The sequence below is a fragment of the Dyella sp. S184 genome, from assembly GCF_009766065.1.
Taxonomy (GTDB): Bacteria; Pseudomonadota; Gammaproteobacteria; order Xanthomonadales; family Rhodanobacteraceae; genus Rhodanobacter.
On the sequence record NZ_LMUE01000003.1, the window covers coordinates 61,402 to 77,613 of the forward strand.

The 16,212-nt window shown below is 60.7% G+C and carries 14 protein-coding genes; all 14 read right to left on the bottom strand.

The window, feature by feature from the left end:
* Window positions 1-241: 241 nt before the first annotated feature.
* The 14 genes from GSQ75_RS07800 to GSQ75_RS07865 all read right to left on the bottom strand — a co-directional run bounded on the left by GSQ75_RS07800 (window position 242) and on the right by GSQ75_RS07865 (window position 16,203).
* The gene (locus GSQ75_RS07800; RefSeq protein WP_158754002.1) at window positions 242-790 is read right to left on the bottom strand and encodes a lipocalin family protein; all 549 of its coding nucleotides are present in this window, start codon (window positions 788-790) and stop codon (window positions 242-244) included.
* A gap of 53 nt (window positions 791-843) precedes the next feature.
* Window positions 844-1,926, bottom strand: a complete 1,083-nt coding sequence (locus GSQ75_RS07805; RefSeq protein ID WP_158754003.1) for a cyclopropane-fatty-acyl-phospholipid synthase family protein — start codon at window positions 1,924-1,926, stop codon at window positions 844-846.
* Entirely contained in the window at window positions 1,923-2,705 is a 783-nt protein-coding gene (locus tag GSQ75_RS07810; protein ID WP_158754004.1) for a DUF1295 domain-containing protein, read from the bottom strand. The genes GSQ75_RS07805 and GSQ75_RS07810 overlap by 4 nt, the downstream gene beginning before the upstream one ends.
* A complete protein-coding gene (locus tag GSQ75_RS07815) occupies window positions 2,702-3,256 on the bottom strand; it encodes a DUF2878 domain-containing protein (protein WP_158754005.1) in 555 nt (184 codons plus the stop codon). Before GSQ75_RS07815 ends, GSQ75_RS07810 begins: the two co-directional genes overlap by 4 nt.
* Entirely contained in the window at window positions 3,253-4,545 is a 1,293-nt protein-coding gene (locus GSQ75_RS07820; RefSeq protein WP_158754006.1) for a cyclopropane-fatty-acyl-phospholipid synthase family protein, read from the bottom strand. The genes GSQ75_RS07815 and GSQ75_RS07820 overlap by 4 nt, the downstream gene beginning before the upstream one ends.
* 7 nt (window positions 4,546-4,552) lie before the next feature.
* On the bottom strand, window positions 4,553-5,338 hold the full coding sequence (locus GSQ75_RS07825; protein WP_158754007.1) for a DUF1365 domain-containing protein: 786 nt from the start codon (window positions 5,336-5,338) through the stop codon (window positions 4,553-4,555).
* Window positions 5,335-6,633: an FAD-dependent oxidoreductase gene (locus tag GSQ75_RS07830; RefSeq protein ID WP_158754008.1), complete on the bottom strand. Its 1,299-nt coding sequence runs from the start codon at window positions 6,631-6,633 to the stop codon at window positions 5,335-5,337. Before GSQ75_RS07830 ends, GSQ75_RS07825 begins: the two co-directional genes overlap by 4 nt.
* 3 nt (window positions 6,634-6,636) lie before the next feature.
* Window positions 6,637-7,641 (bottom strand): fatty acid desaturase, encoded by a 1,005-nt coding sequence (locus GSQ75_RS07835; RefSeq protein ID WP_158754009.1) that lies wholly within the window; start codon window positions 7,639-7,641, stop codon window positions 6,637-6,639.
* A gap of 167 nt (window positions 7,642-7,808) precedes the next feature.
* Complete coding sequence (locus tag GSQ75_RS07840; RefSeq protein ID WP_158754010.1) at window positions 7,809-8,591, bottom strand: anti-sigma factor; 783 nt, start codon at window positions 8,589-8,591, stop codon at window positions 7,809-7,811.
* Window positions 8,588-9,148, bottom strand: coding sequence for a sigma-70 family RNA polymerase sigma factor (locus GSQ75_RS07845; protein WP_158754011.1), 561 nt, complete (start codon window positions 9,146-9,148; stop codon window positions 8,588-8,590). The genes GSQ75_RS07840 and GSQ75_RS07845 overlap by 4 nt, the downstream gene beginning before the upstream one ends.
* Before the next feature lie 140 nt (window positions 9,149-9,288).
* Window positions 9,289-10,455 carry an efflux RND transporter periplasmic adaptor subunit gene (locus tag GSQ75_RS07850; protein WP_158754012.1) on the bottom strand — a complete coding sequence of 389 codons (1,167 nt, stop codon included), beginning with the start codon at window positions 10,453-10,455 and terminating at the stop codon, window positions 9,289-9,291.
* Window positions 10,456-10,465: 10 nt separating this feature from the next.
* On the bottom strand, window positions 10,466-13,666 hold the full coding sequence (locus tag GSQ75_RS07855) for an efflux RND transporter permease subunit (protein ID WP_158754013.1): 3,201 nt from the start codon (window positions 13,664-13,666) through the stop codon (window positions 10,466-10,468).
* Window positions 13,667-14,495: 829 nt separating this feature from the next.
* Window positions 14,496-14,858 carry a hypothetical protein gene (locus GSQ75_RS07860; protein WP_158754014.1) on the bottom strand — a complete coding sequence of 121 codons (363 nt, stop codon included), beginning with the start codon at window positions 14,856-14,858 and terminating at the stop codon, window positions 14,496-14,498.
* A gap of 208 nt (window positions 14,859-15,066) precedes the next feature.
* Window positions 15,067-16,203, bottom strand: coding sequence for a zonular occludens toxin domain-containing protein (locus tag GSQ75_RS07865; RefSeq protein ID WP_158754015.1), 1,137 nt, complete (start codon window positions 16,201-16,203; stop codon window positions 15,067-15,069).
* Window positions 16,204-16,212: the final 9 nt, after the last annotated feature.

A 16,212-nucleotide genomic window follows, 5' to 3' on the forward strand; every position in this document is an offset into this window, starting at 1 on the left:
GCATCGACCCAATGCATGTTGTCGGTTGTGGGGACGTTCGTTGTTGACCTGGCTGGTGTCAGTGCTGCTAGCGAACTGAGCACCATTCCGGCTGCAACGTGTTTCAGCGTCGAACCCATCATAAGCTCGCCCTTGGTTTGAGTGACTTATGAATAGTGGGCCGTAGGCCTGGCCTGCTTCATGTGCCGGAAGGCAGGATGAAGGCTCGTGCCGAGCCGTGGTGATCGACCCAGAGTAAATGCTACTTGCCAGTTTCAGGCCACGCCTGAGGCACCTTGCGGATGTCCTCAACCGTATAGCCGAGCTGTTTCACGCGAGCCACCAGCGTGTCGTAGTCAGCCGACGGAATCGTTGGCGTGCGCGCCATGATCCAGACGTAGTCGCGCTTGTCGCGGGCGATGATCGTCTCGCTGTAGTTGTCGTCAAGATAGGCCACCAGGTATTGCGCCTTGATCGGCCAGATCAGTTGCACGCCCCAGACAGCGTTGTTGGTATTCGGTGTTACGAAACCCGTGGAGTGGATGGTTTTTACCGGGTTGTCGAATGAACTGTTGCGATAGCGGAACGAGGTGCCGATGCGTCCGTCGGGCTGCAGCGTATAAGTCTCGATGGCGTTGTAAGCCTTCTTCTCGACGAACGAAGGTATGGATGCAATCACGTACCAGCTGCCCATGAAGCGGGGAAGGTCAACATGGGCGACTGGTTTGATCGGCGCCATGTCGCTCGCAGTCGCGGCCGTAGCTACCATCGCGAGACCGCAAGCCAGCAGCAGAGATTTGGTGAGTTGCATTCGATGCTCCTGGTGGGCGCGGTGTCGTACTTGGAAAGTGGATCGACGGTCGATCAGGGACGCACGAACCGGTAATGCGCGACCAGCCATTCCTGGCCATCGGCGTAGCCGAACAACTCCGCGCAGGACATCCAGAACATGCGCCAGCGCTGGAACCACAGCGGCGCGGCCTTGGTACCGTAGGCCTTGATCAACGTGGCCATCACCCGATCCTTGCGTGCATCCTGATTCGCAAGCCAGTGATTGGCGCTGCGCTGGTAATGCGTGCCGTCGACGTGCCAGCGCTGCTCGATCTGCAGGTCGCGCTGGAACCAGAGCAGGGTGTCGGAGGCTGGCATCAGGCCGCCGGTGAAGAAATGCCGGCCCATCCAGTTGTCCTCGCCCGCAGTCTCGAACGGATACATCAGGGTCTTGTGCGCGAAGATGTGCACGAACAGTTTGCCACCGGGCCGCAGCCAGCTTGAGATACGACCGAGCAGGATTTCGTAGTTGCGCATGTGCTCGAACATCTCGACCGACACGCAGCGATCGAATTGGGCGGCTTCCAGTTCGAGCTGGTTGACGTCCTGGGTGATCACGCGCACGTTGAAAAGGCCACGTTGACGGCACTGCGCTTCGATGTGTTCACGTTGCTGGTTCGAGTTCGAGACCGCGACGATCTTCGCGTTCGGATAGCGTTCGGCCATCCACAGCGTGAGCGAGCCCCAGCCGCAGCCGAGTTCGAGGATCTTCTGGCCGTCCGCCAGCTCGGCGCGCACGCCATACAGCTTGAGCATCGCCTCTTCGGCCTGTTCCAGCGACTCGTCGCCACGCGGGTAATAGCAGCCCGAATACTTCAGGCGCTTGCCGAGGCAAAGTTCGAAGAAGGCCGGCGGCAGTTCGTAGTGCTGCGCATTGGCAGCGTCGGTATGGATGGCCACCGGACTGTGCCGCAGCATGTCGATGCGCTCCGCAAAACGGGCAGCCTGCTGATCCAGTCCGCCGCTCATTTCCTCGCGCAAGCGCTGCGCGCACATGCGTCGGATGCCCTGCCGCAAGAGCGCGTCAGGCAAGTGGCCTCGTTCGGCGAGACCCAACAGACCGCTGGCGGGGTGCTCTTGTGGCAGTTCGTCGCTGACGGCGGCATAGGCATTCATGGTTCGATCCTCTTCGGAAACCAGGGAAACAGCATCGATGTGCTGCGTTGATAGGCGCGATAGTCCTCACCGCGGCTGCGCAGCGCCTGCGTCTCGGTATACGGGATGCCGCTGATCCAGCGCAGGAACACATACATCACCACCGGCCCCGACCAGGCCAGCCACGCGACGGGCGAGCCCAGCGCAAGGCAGACGTAGGCGAACCAGTGGATCCATTCGAAGAAATAATTGGGGTGACGCGAGTAACGCCACAGGCCATCGCGACAGGTGCGCCCGCGATGGGCGGGATTTGTCCGAAAGCGCGCGAGTTGACGGTCGGCGATCGATTCACCGATCACGCTGATCAGCCAGATCGCGATCGCTGCCAGAGCCCACGGACCAAAGCCGTCGGGATTGCGTGCCACCGCAAGGAATGGCAGCGCGAACAGCACGATCAGGAAGGCCTGGAACTGGAAGAACAGGAAGAACTTGAACTGATTGCCGTTCCAATGCGAGCGCAGATTCTGGTAACGGCCATCCTCCGGCTCGCCCCGAACGCGTGTCCACAAATGCGCAGCGAGCCGCGCACCCCAAAGGCCACCGAGCACGGCAAGGATGGCGCGCGGCCACGCGTCGCCATCACCGAATACCGCAAGGAAAACTGCCGCGCCGCCCACACCACTGGCCCACAGCACGTCGACGATGCCCGCATTGGCGCGGGGGCGTTGCCACAGCCAGCCCAGGCTCATCATCAAGGCCGCCAGCACCCACAGGCAGCCCAGCTGGATCCATGGATTCATCGTGCGTGACCTTGCAGGGAGATGGATACAGGAGCAGTCGTTGCTATCCCGCGTCTGGCCAGCCATGCCAATGCTGGCGTGGCCAAGCCCCAACCGATTCCCAGGCATAGCAAGCCACGCCAGCTAGGATCGACAAAGGTCACTACATGCCAGCCGCGGGCTGCGCTCAGGTAAGCCAGTGGACCACCAACGGCACCCAGCAATACCGCCAGCCAGAGACGCGTCTGCAGATAGGCCAGCGATTGCGTGAAGGTCAGCGCAAAGGTGGCCCACAACGCGAGAATCCATGCCGGCGCCAAGGCTGCGGACGGCCACGAAGCTGCGTAGCTGGCCAGTCCGGCGCGGATCAATCCGCCATCGAGAAGGAACCCCATCACGATGGCGGTCGCCATCAGTAACAGATCGGCCTTGTAGTGGCGCACGACACCCAGCTGGCATGCCGCATATACCAGCATGCCGACAACCCCCGGCCACGCCAGCCCGTGTTCGGCACCAATCACGGCGCTGAACCAGACCAGCTGATAGCCGATAAGGCTGATCCAGAATTTCATGCTGGGATCCCGATTTCAGGCAGCAGGGCAGGTCGGCGGTTGCCGGGCTTGGCCAGCAGCAGATGTGCCACCCCGATCGAGTGTTCGCGGAAGCCACCTTCGCAATACGCCAGGTAGAATTCCCACATGCGGATGAAGTGTTCGTCGAAACCCTGCGCACGTACCTGCGACAGACGCGCCATGAAACGTTCGCGCCAGGCCTGCAGGGTGCGCGCATAGGACTCGCCAAAGTCCTCCAGCTGGACCAGCGCCAGATCGCTGCTGCGCGTCTTGGCGGCGAGCAGGGCGCTGATCGACGGAATGAAGCTGCCGGGAAACACATGGCGTTTGATGAAATCGACCGACTTCAAGGCCTGTGCGTAGCGATGGTCTTCAATCGTGATGGCTTGCAGCAGTGCCAGTCCATCGGATTTAAGCAGTTGGCCAAGCTGATTGAAATATGTGTCGAGGTAAGGCGCGCCAATCGCCTCGACCATCTCGATCGATACCAGCTTGTCGTATTGCCCATCCAGGTCACGATAGTCTTTCAGCAGCAAGGTGACGCGATCGCTTATGCCGGCAGCGGTGACGCGTTCACTGGCCAGCGCATGCTGCTCGCGCGAGATCGTCGTCGTGGTGACATGGCAGCCGTAATGCTGTGCCGCGTACAGCGCGAAGCCGCCCCAGCCGGTACCGATCTCGATCACGCGATCAGTCGGCTGCAGATCGAGCTTGCGGCAGATACGTTCGAGCTTGCGCGTGGAGGCAGCCTCCAGCGTGTCGTCGGCTCCGGCCCAGATCGCCGAGGAATACATCAGGTCCGGCGACAGGAACAGTTCGAAGAAATCGTTGCCGAGATCGTAATGTGCAGCGATGTTGCGACGACTGCCAGTGCGCGTATTGCGCTGCAGGGTATGCCAGGCGCGCATCGCCATGCCGCCGAGACGGGCCAGCCCGGTCTCCATGCCGTCGAGTAGGTCGCGGTTGCGTACCAGCAACTGGATCAGGCCGACCAGATGGCTGCAGCGCCACTGCCCATCCATGTAGGACTCGCCGGCACCGACGCTGCCATTGGCGGCAACAGCCCGATAGAACGCGGGGTCGAGGACCTCAATGTGTACGGTGAGGTCCGGGTGTTGCGTCGCTGGCGTGCCCAACTCGACCGTACCCAGTGCATCCTGAAGCACCAGCCGGCCATGCCGCAGACCTGCCATCTGCGCGAGCAGGCGCTGGCGCAGAAAACGCGCACCGGCAGATGGCGCCGTGGTATCAGCGGATTCAGTAACACCGGGTTTGATGATAGCGTTCATGCGGACCTCAAAGCGGTTGCGGATGGTCGTGGACGGGGTTGCGTTTCAGCCACAGTCGCAGCGCCTGCCAGTGGATGGCGCCGACGATCTGGGCAGTCATCAGCGGATATCGCCACAGCACGCGGGCGAGCGAAGCGCTGGTCATGGGTTGCCGCTGCAAGGTGAGGGTGGCGTCGAACTCGCGCTGGCCGTCACGCAGCACGCCCATGTGCACAAGCAGGTCGTCGTCCGGTGCGGTGAAGCGCCAGTCGTACTCGCGTGCCATCGGCATGAAGGGTGATACGTGGAAGGTCTTGGGAAAGGTCCAGTGCATGGCACGCCCATGCATCTGTGCGGTCTCGACTGGCAGCACATAGGCATGCCGTTCATGCCACGGCATGTTGGTGATCTCCGCCACGATGCAGACCAGAGTCACGCCGTCTTCGGCGTAGCAGTAGTAGAAGCTGACTGGGTTGAATACGTAGCCGAAGTAACGCAGATGGGTAAGCAGGCGGATCGGTCCGATCGGCCGATGACCAGTAGCCTGCTCGACGCGCTGGCGCACGGCTTCGGCTAGCGACAGCTCCACCGGGCCGAGGTAATCCTTGCGCCGAAACTGCGCGATGTTGCCGTGCTCGCTGGACCACAGCCAGCGTTGCTTGAACACGCGATCGACTTCATCCAGATCCAGATAGAGCTGAGCCATCTTGTAATCGAAGACGTGCGGGTGTGGCACGAGGCGACGATGGCGCACCACGCCTTCGTACACGGCGCTCACCAGCGGCGCGGTCGCATGGGCCAATTCGGCGCTCATGCTGCCATATCCTGCCCGCGTGGCTTTACCAGATGGAGAGATGCTGTCCCCACCGGCCAGCGCACGCCGAGTGCTTCAGCGACTTCGACCGCGCTACGCATGCCGTCCTCGTGGAAACCCCAGCCCCAGTACGCACCGGCAAACCAGGTGCGTCGTTGCCCCTGGATCTCGGCTTTGCGCATCTGCGCGGCCACCGAAGCATGGCTGTAAACCGGGTGGTGGTACTGCATGCGGGCCAGCACTTTGTCCGGATCGATCGCTGCAGTGCGGTTGAGCGTGACCACGAAGGGTTCGGGGGATTTGATACCCTGGAGTAGGTTCATGCAGTAGCTGACGGTGCACGCTTCGCTAGGGTCGCGCGGCAACCATGCGTTCCAGGCTGCCCATGCCTTGCGGCGCACCGGCAGCACGCTGGCGTCGGTATGCAGCACGGTGTCATTGGCCTGGTAAGGCATCGCCCCAAGAATGGCCTGCTCGCGTTCGTTCGCGTCGCTCAGCAGTGCGAGTGCCTGGTCGCTGTGGCAGGCCAGTACCAACTGGTCAAAGTGCTCGACACCCGCAGCACTCTCCAAAACGGCGCCATCAGCATGACGGCGGATCGAACGTATCGCGCAATTCAGCCGTTCGCGTACCGGCCAATGCGCACGCAATGCCTGCACGTAGCTCGACGAACCACCGCGTACCACCCGCCATTGCGGACGGTCGCTAAGCTGCAGCATCTGGTGGTTGGCCATGAACTGCACCAGGTAGCGGGCAGGGAAGCCGAGGATATGTGTAGCCGGCGAGGACCACAGCGCCGACGCCATCGGCACCAGATGTTCGTCGCGAAAGGCGGCACCGTATCCGCGCTCGGCGAGATAGTCGCCCAGCGTGGGGCCTTCTCCGGGCAAATCCAGCAGCGCCGGTGCCTCGCGATAGAAACGCGTCAGGTCGCGCACCATGCCGATGAAGCGCGGTGAGCACAGGTTGCGACGCTGGCAGAACAGCGTATCCAGCGTGGCCGCGTTGTATTCCAGACCGCTGGCTTCGTTGTGCACCGAGAAGCTCATCGTGGTGGGCTGTGACCCTACACCAAGCTGCTTGAACATCCGCGTCAGCAGCGGGTAATGGCTCGGGTTATGCACGATGAAGCCGCTGTCGATCCGGTAGTTGCGACCTTGCTGCACCACGTCGTGCGTATGCGTGTGGCCACCGAAATAGCTGTTGGCTTCGAACAGCGTCACATCGTACTTGCGCGACAACAGCCATGCCGATGCCAGCCCCGCGATACCTGATCCCACTACGGCAAGGCGCATGGCTCAGTTTCTCGCCTTGGTCAGCACCCAGGCGGGTACCGGCTTCAGCCCACGCACCAGGCCTAGCGCCGACATCAATTTCAGCCCGTACCAGGTCAGGTCGACTTCCCACCAGTGGAAGCCCTGCCGGCTCGAACCGGGGAAGAAATGATGATTGTTGTGCCAGCCTTCGCCGAAGGTGAGCAGTGCCAGCCACACGTTGTTGCGGCTGTCGTCCTTGGTGTCGAAGCGGCGCTTGCCGAAGCGGTGTGCCAGCGAGTTGATCGTGACTGTGGCGTGGAACAGCACGATGGTCGAGACAAAGAAGCCCCAGATCAGCATCTGTCCACCGGTAGTTCCCAGCTGCGGCGCGACATGCTGCAGCAGTACACCCAGTCCATACAGGCAGACGGCAAGCACGACCGGGATGGCGATGTCGTAACGGTCCAGCCAGCGCAGTTCCGGATATTTCGCCAGATCCGGCACGCGTGACAGGTCGGTGCGGAAGTTGCGCGGGGTCAGGAACCACCCGACATGGCTCCACAGGAAGCCCCACACGCCCGGCGAATGCGGGTCGCGCGTGGTATCGGCATTTCGGTGGTGATTGCGGTGATGAGCCGCCCACCATAGCGGCCCACGCTGCACGCACGAAGCACCGATCAGCGCGAACACGAATTGCACGGCGCGCGAGGTCTGGAATGTGCGATGCGAAAAGTAACGATGATAGAAGCCGGTCAGCGCAAACATGCGCACGACGTAGAGCGTTCCAGCCACGACCAGCGCGATCGGCGAGACGCCGACCCAGAACACGCCCAGGCAGGCCAGATGCATCGCGACGAACGGTGCGGCCCGCAACCAGTCGATGCGATCGGCGGTTGCCTCGTCGAGCTCGTCACTGGTGGCGGTATCGACCCAGCGCCGTATGCTCCGACCCAGCCATGACCCCCGGGTATCAGGAGTGTCTGCGGCGAGCGTCGATGACTCGGTCCCGTGAGGGATCGGTATCAGGATCGGTTTGGAGAGTGCCATGGGGGGTGCCTATCTGCGTGTCATTGATAGGTACGGGCCGGCGGGGCATACGGATGCATGCATGCGGGATCGGCTGGCAACCCGGTAATTGGGCATCAGCAGCTACATAAAGATCGCGCCGGCACAGGGCCGGCGCGAAGGTCATGCGGGAGACGGCGACAGTCCGATCAGGTAGATGTACGTAACGCGTCCTGAACGTAGATGGCCGCCACCTTGCTCCCAGTATCAGGTGCGCCAGTGATAGCCCCCTTGGCGATGACTGCACCCGTGGGTTGACCGGTCGGTGAGCCACCCAGCGGCTCCACCGAGACAGCAAGCGCAGCGGTCGGCCCGAGTCGCGCCAGCAAGGCAGGATCGAGAGCCAACGTGGTGGGTTTGTCGCGCGCGATCATGCCTACGGAGATGGGCTTGCCGCCGGCCGGAATCAGCCACAACTCAGGCGCACGACCTTGTGCGAAAGCCACCGGCGTCGCCGGCACCACGACCATCCGCGCGTGCTGCAGATCCATGGTGGCAGTCCAGCCGGTGGAGCCATTGTCCTGCTGAATCGTCGAGGCCATGTAACCGGTGGTGACCACAGACGGTGTGGGCGCCAGGCGGGGCAGGGCCACCACAACCACCAAGGCGGCAGCCACGACGCTGGCACCGATGCCGAGCCAGTGCCACAGCTGCAGGTTGTCCCACAGACCCTTGCGTGGCTGGACCCTGGCCGGTGCATCCAGCTGCAGGGTGTCGTGGATGCGTGCCCATACATACGGGGCAGGGGTGACCTCGTCGATGGTATCGGCCAGCGGCATCAGGCGGCGCTGCCATAGGGCAACAGCTGTTGCGGCCTCACCCGTGGTCTCGATTTCATGCGCAACCGCAGCACGCGCATCGGCGTCCAGCACGCCCAGTACGTACTCGGCGTAGCGCAGATTGTTGTTACCGTCGTCGGCTGGTGTATTCATTGGTCGAGGCACGTGCGAAGTTGCATCAAGCTGCGACGGATCCAGCTTTTCATGGTTCCGAGCGGCACCTTGCAGCGTGTCGCTAATTCGTTATACGTAGCTCCGGTGAAAAAGGCTTCACGCACCGACGATCGCTGTTGCGGCTCCAGTTCATCCAGGCAATGCTCGAGCCGGCGGTATTCCTGGCTGGTCTCGGCATCAGCCGCGGGCGTGGGCTGTTCATCGACGGTTTCTTCCAGCCGGGATGGGTCGTCGAGCAATTCCTCGCGGTGCTGGCGCAGGCGGTCGATCGCCTTGTTGCGTGACAGCGTGACCAGCCAGGTGATCGCGCTGGCCTTCGCCGCATCGAAACCTTCGGCACGACGCCATACCGTGGTGTAGGTCTCCTGCAGCACTTCCTCGGCTTCGCCACGGTCGCGCAACATCCGCAGGCACACGCCAAACAGCTTGGACGAGGTGCGCTTGTAGAGTTCGGCAAAGGCCTTCTGATCGTTGCGACCTGTCTGTATCAACAGCCGGTTCAACTCGTCACGTTCGGCGGGGCTGGTGACACTCATGGGCGAACCATCCTGTAATCACGGAGAAACGGGCCCTTGGCTACGGCCTACTGCACCCTTCTAGCATGAAGGGGAAGTGGCGTGCGTGACAAGCACCGACCTTGACGGAATTTTCACCTTCGTTAGTCCGGATCTTCGGGTTATTTGCCGTGCCTGGCGACGTCTACCTGCTCGCCCTCGTAAAGCGAATCAGATGGATTGAGGATGATGTGCATATCCGAATCGAGTCCTTCAGTCACCTCGATCGTATTGCCGAAATCGCGGCCCAGCGTGATCGGCTGCAAATGAACGCGCTGTTGTGCATCGACAAGGGCGATGCGCAGCCCTTCGCTGCGAAACAGCAGGGTATTGGCTGGCACAATGAAGTTGTGCGTGGCGGTCGAAAGCGCCAGCTTGACGTCGGCGTACACGCCCGGGACTAATGCCTGACCGGCGTTGTCCACGTCGATCTCGGTGCGCAAGGTTCGCGTGCTTGAATCGAGCGCGTCCGCGGTACGGGCAACGGTGCCGGTGAACGGCTTGGTGCCGTAGCTGCTCAAGGTCACGGTGACCGGCGTACCGATGCGCACGCTGTTCGCGTAGCTTTCAGGCACGTCGATGTACACACGAAGCTTGGTGGTATCGGCGATCACGAACAGATCGCTGCCGGTTGAGCCAGCGTCGACCAGCGCACCCACATCCAGATTGCGATGGGTGATCACGCCATCGAAAGGTGCGTTGATGTACTTGAAATCTTCCATGTTCTGGAGTTTGGCTACGTTGGCGCGATCCGCCTCAACTGTGGCGATGTCGGCGTTCAACTGGGCGACGTACTGGTCACCGAGCTGCACTGCCACCAGACCCTGTTTCACAAGCGTCTCGTAGCGATCGGCAGTGACTTTTGCCAGCTTCTCGTTGGCCTCGTCGGTACGCATCTGCGCCTGACCCTGCAGGAGCTCGTTGTCGACATCCGGAGTGTCGAGATCGGCGAGGCGCTGGCCGCGTTTCACCCGCGCCCCGATATCCACGTACCACTTCTTCACGTAGCCCGTCGTACGTGCGTAGATCTGCGCGTCCTGCCAGGACTTGACCGTGCCAGGCAGCGTCATGAACTGATTCTCTGGCGCGGCCTGCGGTGTCAGCGTAGATACGGTCGGAATGGCGTTGCGATCGGTGTCCTCGCTCAACACATGACGCGCGTGAACACGCTTGAGGATGCCGAGAGCAGCAAGCACGATCAGCACGACACCGAGCAGGATCAGCACGAGTCGTACACGATGTGACGGCTTGGAAGAACGCTGTGGAGAGGGGGCGTTTGGGTTGGTCATGATCAGTATCTCAAGCGGCGGCGGCATTGTTGAGGCGCGCCTGGCGACGCCGATGCAACAGACTGAAGAACGTGGGTACGAAGAACAGTGTGGCAGCAGTCGCCAGCAACAGGCCGCCGATCACGGCACGACCGAGCGGCGCATTCTGTTCGCCGCCTTCACCCATTCCCAGTGCCATTGGCACCATGCCGATGATCATTGCGAGGGCAGTCATCAACACCGGGCGGAAACGTGCGAAGCCGGCCTCGATCGCAGCCTTGACCGGATCACCGTGCTGATCGAGCTGCTCGCGCGCAAAACTGATCACCAGGATCGAGTTGGCGGTGGCGACGCCCATGCACATGATCGCACCCATCAACGCCGGTACCGACAGTGGTGTGCCAGTCAGGAACAGCATCCAGACCAGTCCGGCCAGTGCGGCGGGCAACGCCGCGATAATGATCAGCGGATCCACCCAGCTCTGGAAATTGACCACGATCAGCAGGTAGACCAGCACGATGGCGAAGGCGAGACCACCGATCAGACCACGGTAGGACGCAGCCATGGTCTGGACCTGACCGCGCACATTGATGTCGACACCGCGCGGCAAGTGTTTGGAATACGCGTCGACGATGCGCTGCACATCAGCGGCAACACTGCCCAGATCGGTACGGTCGACCGAGGCATACAGGTCCATGGTGGGGCGCGTGCTGTAATGGGTCACGACGGCAGGCCCAGCGCTGCGTGAAAAGCTTGCCACGTCCTGCAGTGTCTGGCCGGGCAAGCCGCTGGTGCCAGTACTGGTACTCGATGCAGCCGGAGTCGCACCGCTTTCACTGGTAATCGGCAGCGTCCTCAATGCCTGCAAGGTATCGAGTCGATACTGCGGCGCCTGCGTGGCGATGGAATAGCTGATGCCGGTTTTCGGATCGACCCAGAACGTCGGACTGACCTGCGAGGAACCCGCCAGCGCCGTCAACAGGTTGCCGGCCACATCCTGTTGCGTAAGGCCGACCAGGTTGGCGCGCGTTCGGTCGACATTGACGTTGATCTGCGGCAGGTTGAGTGCCTGTTGCTGACGCAGATCGACCAGGCCGGGCACGCGCAGGAGTTTGCCGTAAAGCTCATTGGCCACCTTCGCTGTGGTTTCCGTATCGCGCCCGCTGACCTGCACATCGATCGGTGCTGGCGAACCGAAGTTCAGGATCTGACCAACGATATCCGCCGGCAGGAAGGAAAAGATGATGCCTGGATACTGTTGCATCAGACGCTGTCGCAACGTGCGTACATAATCGATGGTCGGATGGTGACCTTCGCCCAGGCTGACGAAGATGTCGCCATCGGATGTGCCGACCACGCCGGTGTTGCTGTAAGACAGGTTGATGCCACTGTAGGGCAGGCCAAGCGTATCGACGACGCTGACCAGTTCCTGCTTCGGAATGGTCTGGCGAATCACGTTCTCGATGCCGTCGGCCAGGCGCGCGGTTTCCTCAATGCGCAGGCCGGTCTGGGCGCGAAAATGCAGTTCGATCTGGCCACCGTCGACGTACGGGAAAAAATCGCGGCCCAGCCACGGCACCAGCAAGGCCACAGAGAGCGCGCACGCGCTGAAGAACAGGATGGCGAACAGGCCGCGGTGTTCTTCAGCGGCTACGAGGGCGCCACGATAACTCTCGCGCGTCTTCTCGAAGTGTCGTTCGAAGCCAGCCTGGAAGCGTGCAAGTGGCCCCTTCGGAGTCTGCTCTCCGTGTGCGTGCTTCTTCAGCCAATATAGTGAAAGTGTCGGCACCAGTGTTCGCGATAGCACGTATGACGCGAGCATCGCGAACACGACGGCCTCGGCCAGCGGTGCGAACAGATATTTGGCGACGCCGCCAAGGAAGAAGATCGGCACAAACACGATGCAGATCGACAAGGTGGAAACCAGCGCCGGAATCGCGATCTGATGTGCGCCTTCCATGATCGCTTCGTAGACGTCCTTGCCTTGCTCCAGATGCGAATTGATGTTCTCTATGGTTACCGTGGCATCGTCGACCAGGATACCCACGGCCAGCGCAAGGCCACCCAGGGTCATGATGTTGATCGTTTCGCCCAGCGCGGACAGCGCAATGATCGAAGCCAGGATCGACAACGGGATCGAGATCGCGATGATCAGCGTGGAGCGCCACGAGCCAAGGAACAGCAGGATCATCAAGCCGGTGAGTGCCGCTGCGATCACGCCTTCGCGAATCACGCCGGAAATGGCCGCGCGCACAAACAGCGATTGGTCGGAGAGTGCCTGGATTTTCAGGTTCTGCGGTATCGCCTCACGAATTTTCGGCAGCATCCCGCGCAGGCTATCGACGATATCGAGGGTGGAGGCATTGCCGATCTTCAGGATCGACATCAGCACGGCACGCTGACCATCCACGCGCACGATATTGGTCTGCGGTGGTGAGCCATCATGCACCAGTGCGACATCGCGGATATACGTCGTAACGCCGTTGACGGTGCGGATCGGCGCATTGTTGAGGTCGGCGATCTGTTGCGGACTGCCGTTCAACTTAACGCTGTATTCGATGTCGCCGATCTTTTCAGTACCCGCTGGCAGGATCAGGTTCTGCTGGCCGATGGCGGTGACCACGTCATTCGGCGACATGCCATGCGCCAGCAAGGCCTGCGGATTCAGGTCGACCTCGATCTGGCGCTGCTTGCCGCCATAGGGGTAGGGTGTGGCGGCGCCGCGTACACTGGTGACGAAGGTGCGCACGATCTGGTTGGCATCATCGAAGATGGTTGCTTCCGACAAGTCCTTCGACGACAACGCAAACTGCAGGATCGGCACGCTGGATGCGTTGTAGACGATTACCAGCGGCGGCGTTGTGCCTGCCGGCATCGATCTCAGCACGGTCTGCGAAATCGAGGTGATTTGCGCTACCGCCATGTCGATGTTGACGTTCGGCTGGAAGAACACCTTGACCAGGCCGACGCCGTTCAATGACTGCGTCTCGGTATGCTCGACATCGTTGACCGTGGTGGTGATCGAACGCTCGAAACCGGTCACGATGCGGTTGTTCATGTCCTCCGCAGGCAGACCGGTGTACTGCCACACCACCGAGACGACCGGGATATTGATGTTCGGAAAAATGTCCGTGGGCGTATTCAGAATCGCGAGCGGTCCGAGTATCAGCAGCAGCAAGGCCAGAACGATGAACGTGAGCGGCCGATCCAGCGCAATTTTGACTATCCACATAACTACTGATTTCCATCAGCCACGCCCGTAGACGGAGAGGTCCGTCCGGGTACGGTCAGATTTTATGTTTGCTGGGGAAGGGGCAAAGGGTACTAGCCTAGGCTGGTATTTCGGCAAGCGGCCATATGCCATAGGACACTGTCTTGCGTGGCTTTGAAGACTGCCGGAATAAGCCCGCGGCGCAAGATTTTGCTTCGCTAGGATGTGAGGACACTCAGAAGGAATCGCCGTATCGGATAAATGGTCGGACACCTCCAAAGTGACGTTGGCCGGGTGTCTGAACCTACACGGCAACCCGCGTCATGTTCGTAATCTTCAATCCGTGGAAGCTCCGGTAAAGCGCAAAGTTCGCGGGCAGTGCTAGCTTCAACGCACGAGCCGGGGAAAGGACAATATCTCTATACGGCTCTTGCGGCGTGACTCAACTCAGATGCGCCATTCTTTATTTTACATAATATACATTATGCGAAATGTAACATTACTCGCTATCCTCGCCCTGACGGCGTCCGCCGCCATAAGGAACGGGGGTTCCAAGCACTATGCGTGGATTTTGGAGTGAGAAGAACTGGCGTCTGGACGATGACGCCCTGCTGATGCCCAACGGCCGGCGGATATCCCTTAGAGAAGTACTCCAGTGGCGAACCGACCTGCTCGAAGGCCGGTTCGATCTGACCGGCAAATGGTCTGGCTGGCGAGTTCGACAGCAATGGCTCATCCCACCCGGTGGGAGCGTTAGACAGAACCGGATAGCCCAACACGTACTCGAGCACGACATACGAGCATGGGACTGGGATCGGAAAGAACTCAGCCGAAAGCAAATGACACTGTTCTAACGGATCGGCCGATCCGCATAGCGGCCAGAACAACGCACTGGGTCACCTACGGTACCCAGCTGCGTATAGCTGGAACCATCGACCAAAACGACCACACCGCCTATACAACGCTGCTTACCTTCAAGCAGGCGACGATCCCACTGCATCGCAGCGGCCTCCCGCGTCTGCTCTTGATCAACCACGGACTGCTGCTGAAACTGGGCGGATAGCTGCTTACCCTGTTCGCCAATACTGGCCAAGGCGGCCTGTGCATCCGATATATCGCGTTGACGTTCAAACTCGCGATAACCAATGAAGCCAACCAACAACAACGCTGCGGCAGCAACGATGGCCAGAGCGATCTTTGACGACGACTCCATAGGTCCTTCCCCTGTTCGCATGATTCCCGCGCAATATGCTGCACGATGTTACAGAAAACTACGAAAGCAGGTTTGGTGAGAGAGGATCGCCGACGAAGATGAAGAAATCTTCATGTGCGGGCAGGGTGGGCGACGTAAGGAACAGAGTTCTGCCCTGCCCTTAGAGACGGCCTCCCGGCCTCGCCTTCGGCCGGGTTTCAGGGGGTCCTCACTGACCGTCACCGCCTGGGATCGGGGTCGGATCGAAATGCTGATACTCAGGCGGCGTATACGGCTTAGCCGTCTGGCGGTCAGGAAGACCAGCAGCCCCGCCTGCATCTCCTAAATCTGCCGTCGCCAGATTCTGACGCCCGACAGGCCGCAAAGCGGCTGTCTGGCGGTCGTCAGAATCTTCCTTGCGACTCGATTTAGAAGGAGACTCAGGTGGAGCAATAAAAGGGTTATAGACGCCGCCCGCGTGCACCATAACGCGGCACGTAGCGAGCGGCACATCGTAGTCCGTCCCCTGCTCCGTTACACAACTGCATCGACCATCATCAACGGCCACGCAGTACAGACGCGGGTCGGCTTTGACGGTGAGCTTGTCGAACATAGGGGCAGTCCACGGGATGCCAGAGACGCGCGGCTGCATCCACTTGGCGAAATCCTTCTGACGGAGAGTGTCTGATGCGGTGGGAACGTCGGCAACGGAGAGGGCGGGTGTCGGGTGCAAAGACCGGTTCAGACGATGCGGGATGATAAAGGCAAGCGCGAGCGCAGCCAGAAGGAGCGCCAGCATCACCCAAACAATGCGGGGCGTACGCACCTTCATCGTATGCAGCGAACTGGACTTGTAAAGATCAAAGACTTCTTTCGGGAGCGGAGAAAAAGACATCTCACCCGTTTTCTTCTCGCGCCGATTTTCTGGGTCATCGATGCACCGCATCCACGTATACGTCTGGCGAACGCCTTTCGATCGCATAATGGAATGCACATGATTATCAACAAGGCGGCGCACATAAGCGCTCATGTTCGCCGGGTGCTGGGTGGTCAATATGAAATCCATACCGAAGTGTCGAACCTTCGTGATCTTCTGCACCCACGGAGCGGGGTTGCCTCGATCCTTCGGCATCAGGTGATCTTCCTGACACTCATCGAGGCAGATAATCGAACCCGGGGGCAGTTCCTCCCACCAGTGTTCGAGCTGCTCCATAGTGAGATCAGATGCGAGACCGGGCTTCAGTCCATTTATACCCATCTGGAACACCGGGCGACCGGGCTCTTTCTGCTGTAGATCAACAATACGCTTCACCAGCTGCGCAGTTTTTCCAGATCCGGGGAGACCGGTAAGGAGCGTCACAGGCATGAGAGGATC

Excerpts from the sequence above, each read along its gene's own strand:
- GSQ75_RS07800 (WP_158754002.1), bottom strand. The coding sequence starts at position 790 with ATGCAACTCACCAAATCTCTGCTGCTGGCTTGCGGTCTCGCGATGGTA.
- GSQ75_RS07805 (WP_158754003.1), bottom strand. The coding sequence starts at position 1,926 with ATGAATGCCTATGCCGCCGTCAGCGACGAACTGCCACAAGAGCACCCC.
- GSQ75_RS07810 (WP_158754004.1), bottom strand. The coding sequence starts at position 2,705 with ATGAATCCATGGATCCAGCTGGGCTGCCTGTGGGTGCTGGCGGCCTTG.
- GSQ75_RS07815 (WP_158754005.1), bottom strand. The coding sequence starts at position 3,256 with ATGAAATTCTGGATCAGCCTTATCGGCTATCAGCTGGTCTGGTTCAGC.
- GSQ75_RS07820 (WP_158754006.1), bottom strand. The coding sequence starts at position 4,545 with ATGAACGCTATCATCAAACCCGGTGTTACTGAATCCGCTGATACCACG.
- GSQ75_RS07825 (WP_158754007.1), bottom strand. The coding sequence starts at position 5,338 with ATGAGCGCCGAATTGGCCCATGCGACCGCGCCGCTGGTGAGCGCCGTG.
- GSQ75_RS07830 (WP_158754008.1), bottom strand. The coding sequence starts at position 6,633 with ATGCGCCTTGCCGTAGTGGGATCAGGTATCGCGGGGCTGGCATCGGCA.
- GSQ75_RS07835 (WP_158754009.1), bottom strand. The coding sequence starts at position 7,641 with ATGGCACTCTCCAAACCGATCCTGATACCGATCCCTCACGGGACCGAG.
- GSQ75_RS07840 (WP_158754010.1), bottom strand. The coding sequence starts at position 8,591 with ATGAATACACCAGCCGACGACGGTAACAACAATCTGCGCTACGCCGAG.
- GSQ75_RS07845 (WP_158754011.1), bottom strand. The coding sequence starts at position 9,148 with ATGAGTGTCACCAGCCCCGCCGAACGTGACGAGTTGAACCGGCTGTTG.
- GSQ75_RS07850 (WP_158754012.1), bottom strand. The coding sequence starts at position 10,455 with ATGACCAACCCAAACGCCCCCTCTCCACAGCGTTCTTCCAAGCCGTCA.
- GSQ75_RS07855 (WP_158754013.1), bottom strand. The coding sequence starts at position 13,666 with ATGTGGATAGTCAAAATTGCGCTGGATCGGCCGCTCACGTTCATCGTT.
- GSQ75_RS07860 (WP_158754014.1), bottom strand. The coding sequence starts at position 14,858 with ATGGAGTCGTCGTCAAAGATCGCTCTGGCCATCGTTGCTGCCGCAGCG.
- GSQ75_RS07865 (WP_158754015.1), bottom strand. The coding sequence starts at position 16,203 with ATGCCTGTGACGCTCCTTACCGGTCTCCCCGGATCTGGAAAAACTGCG.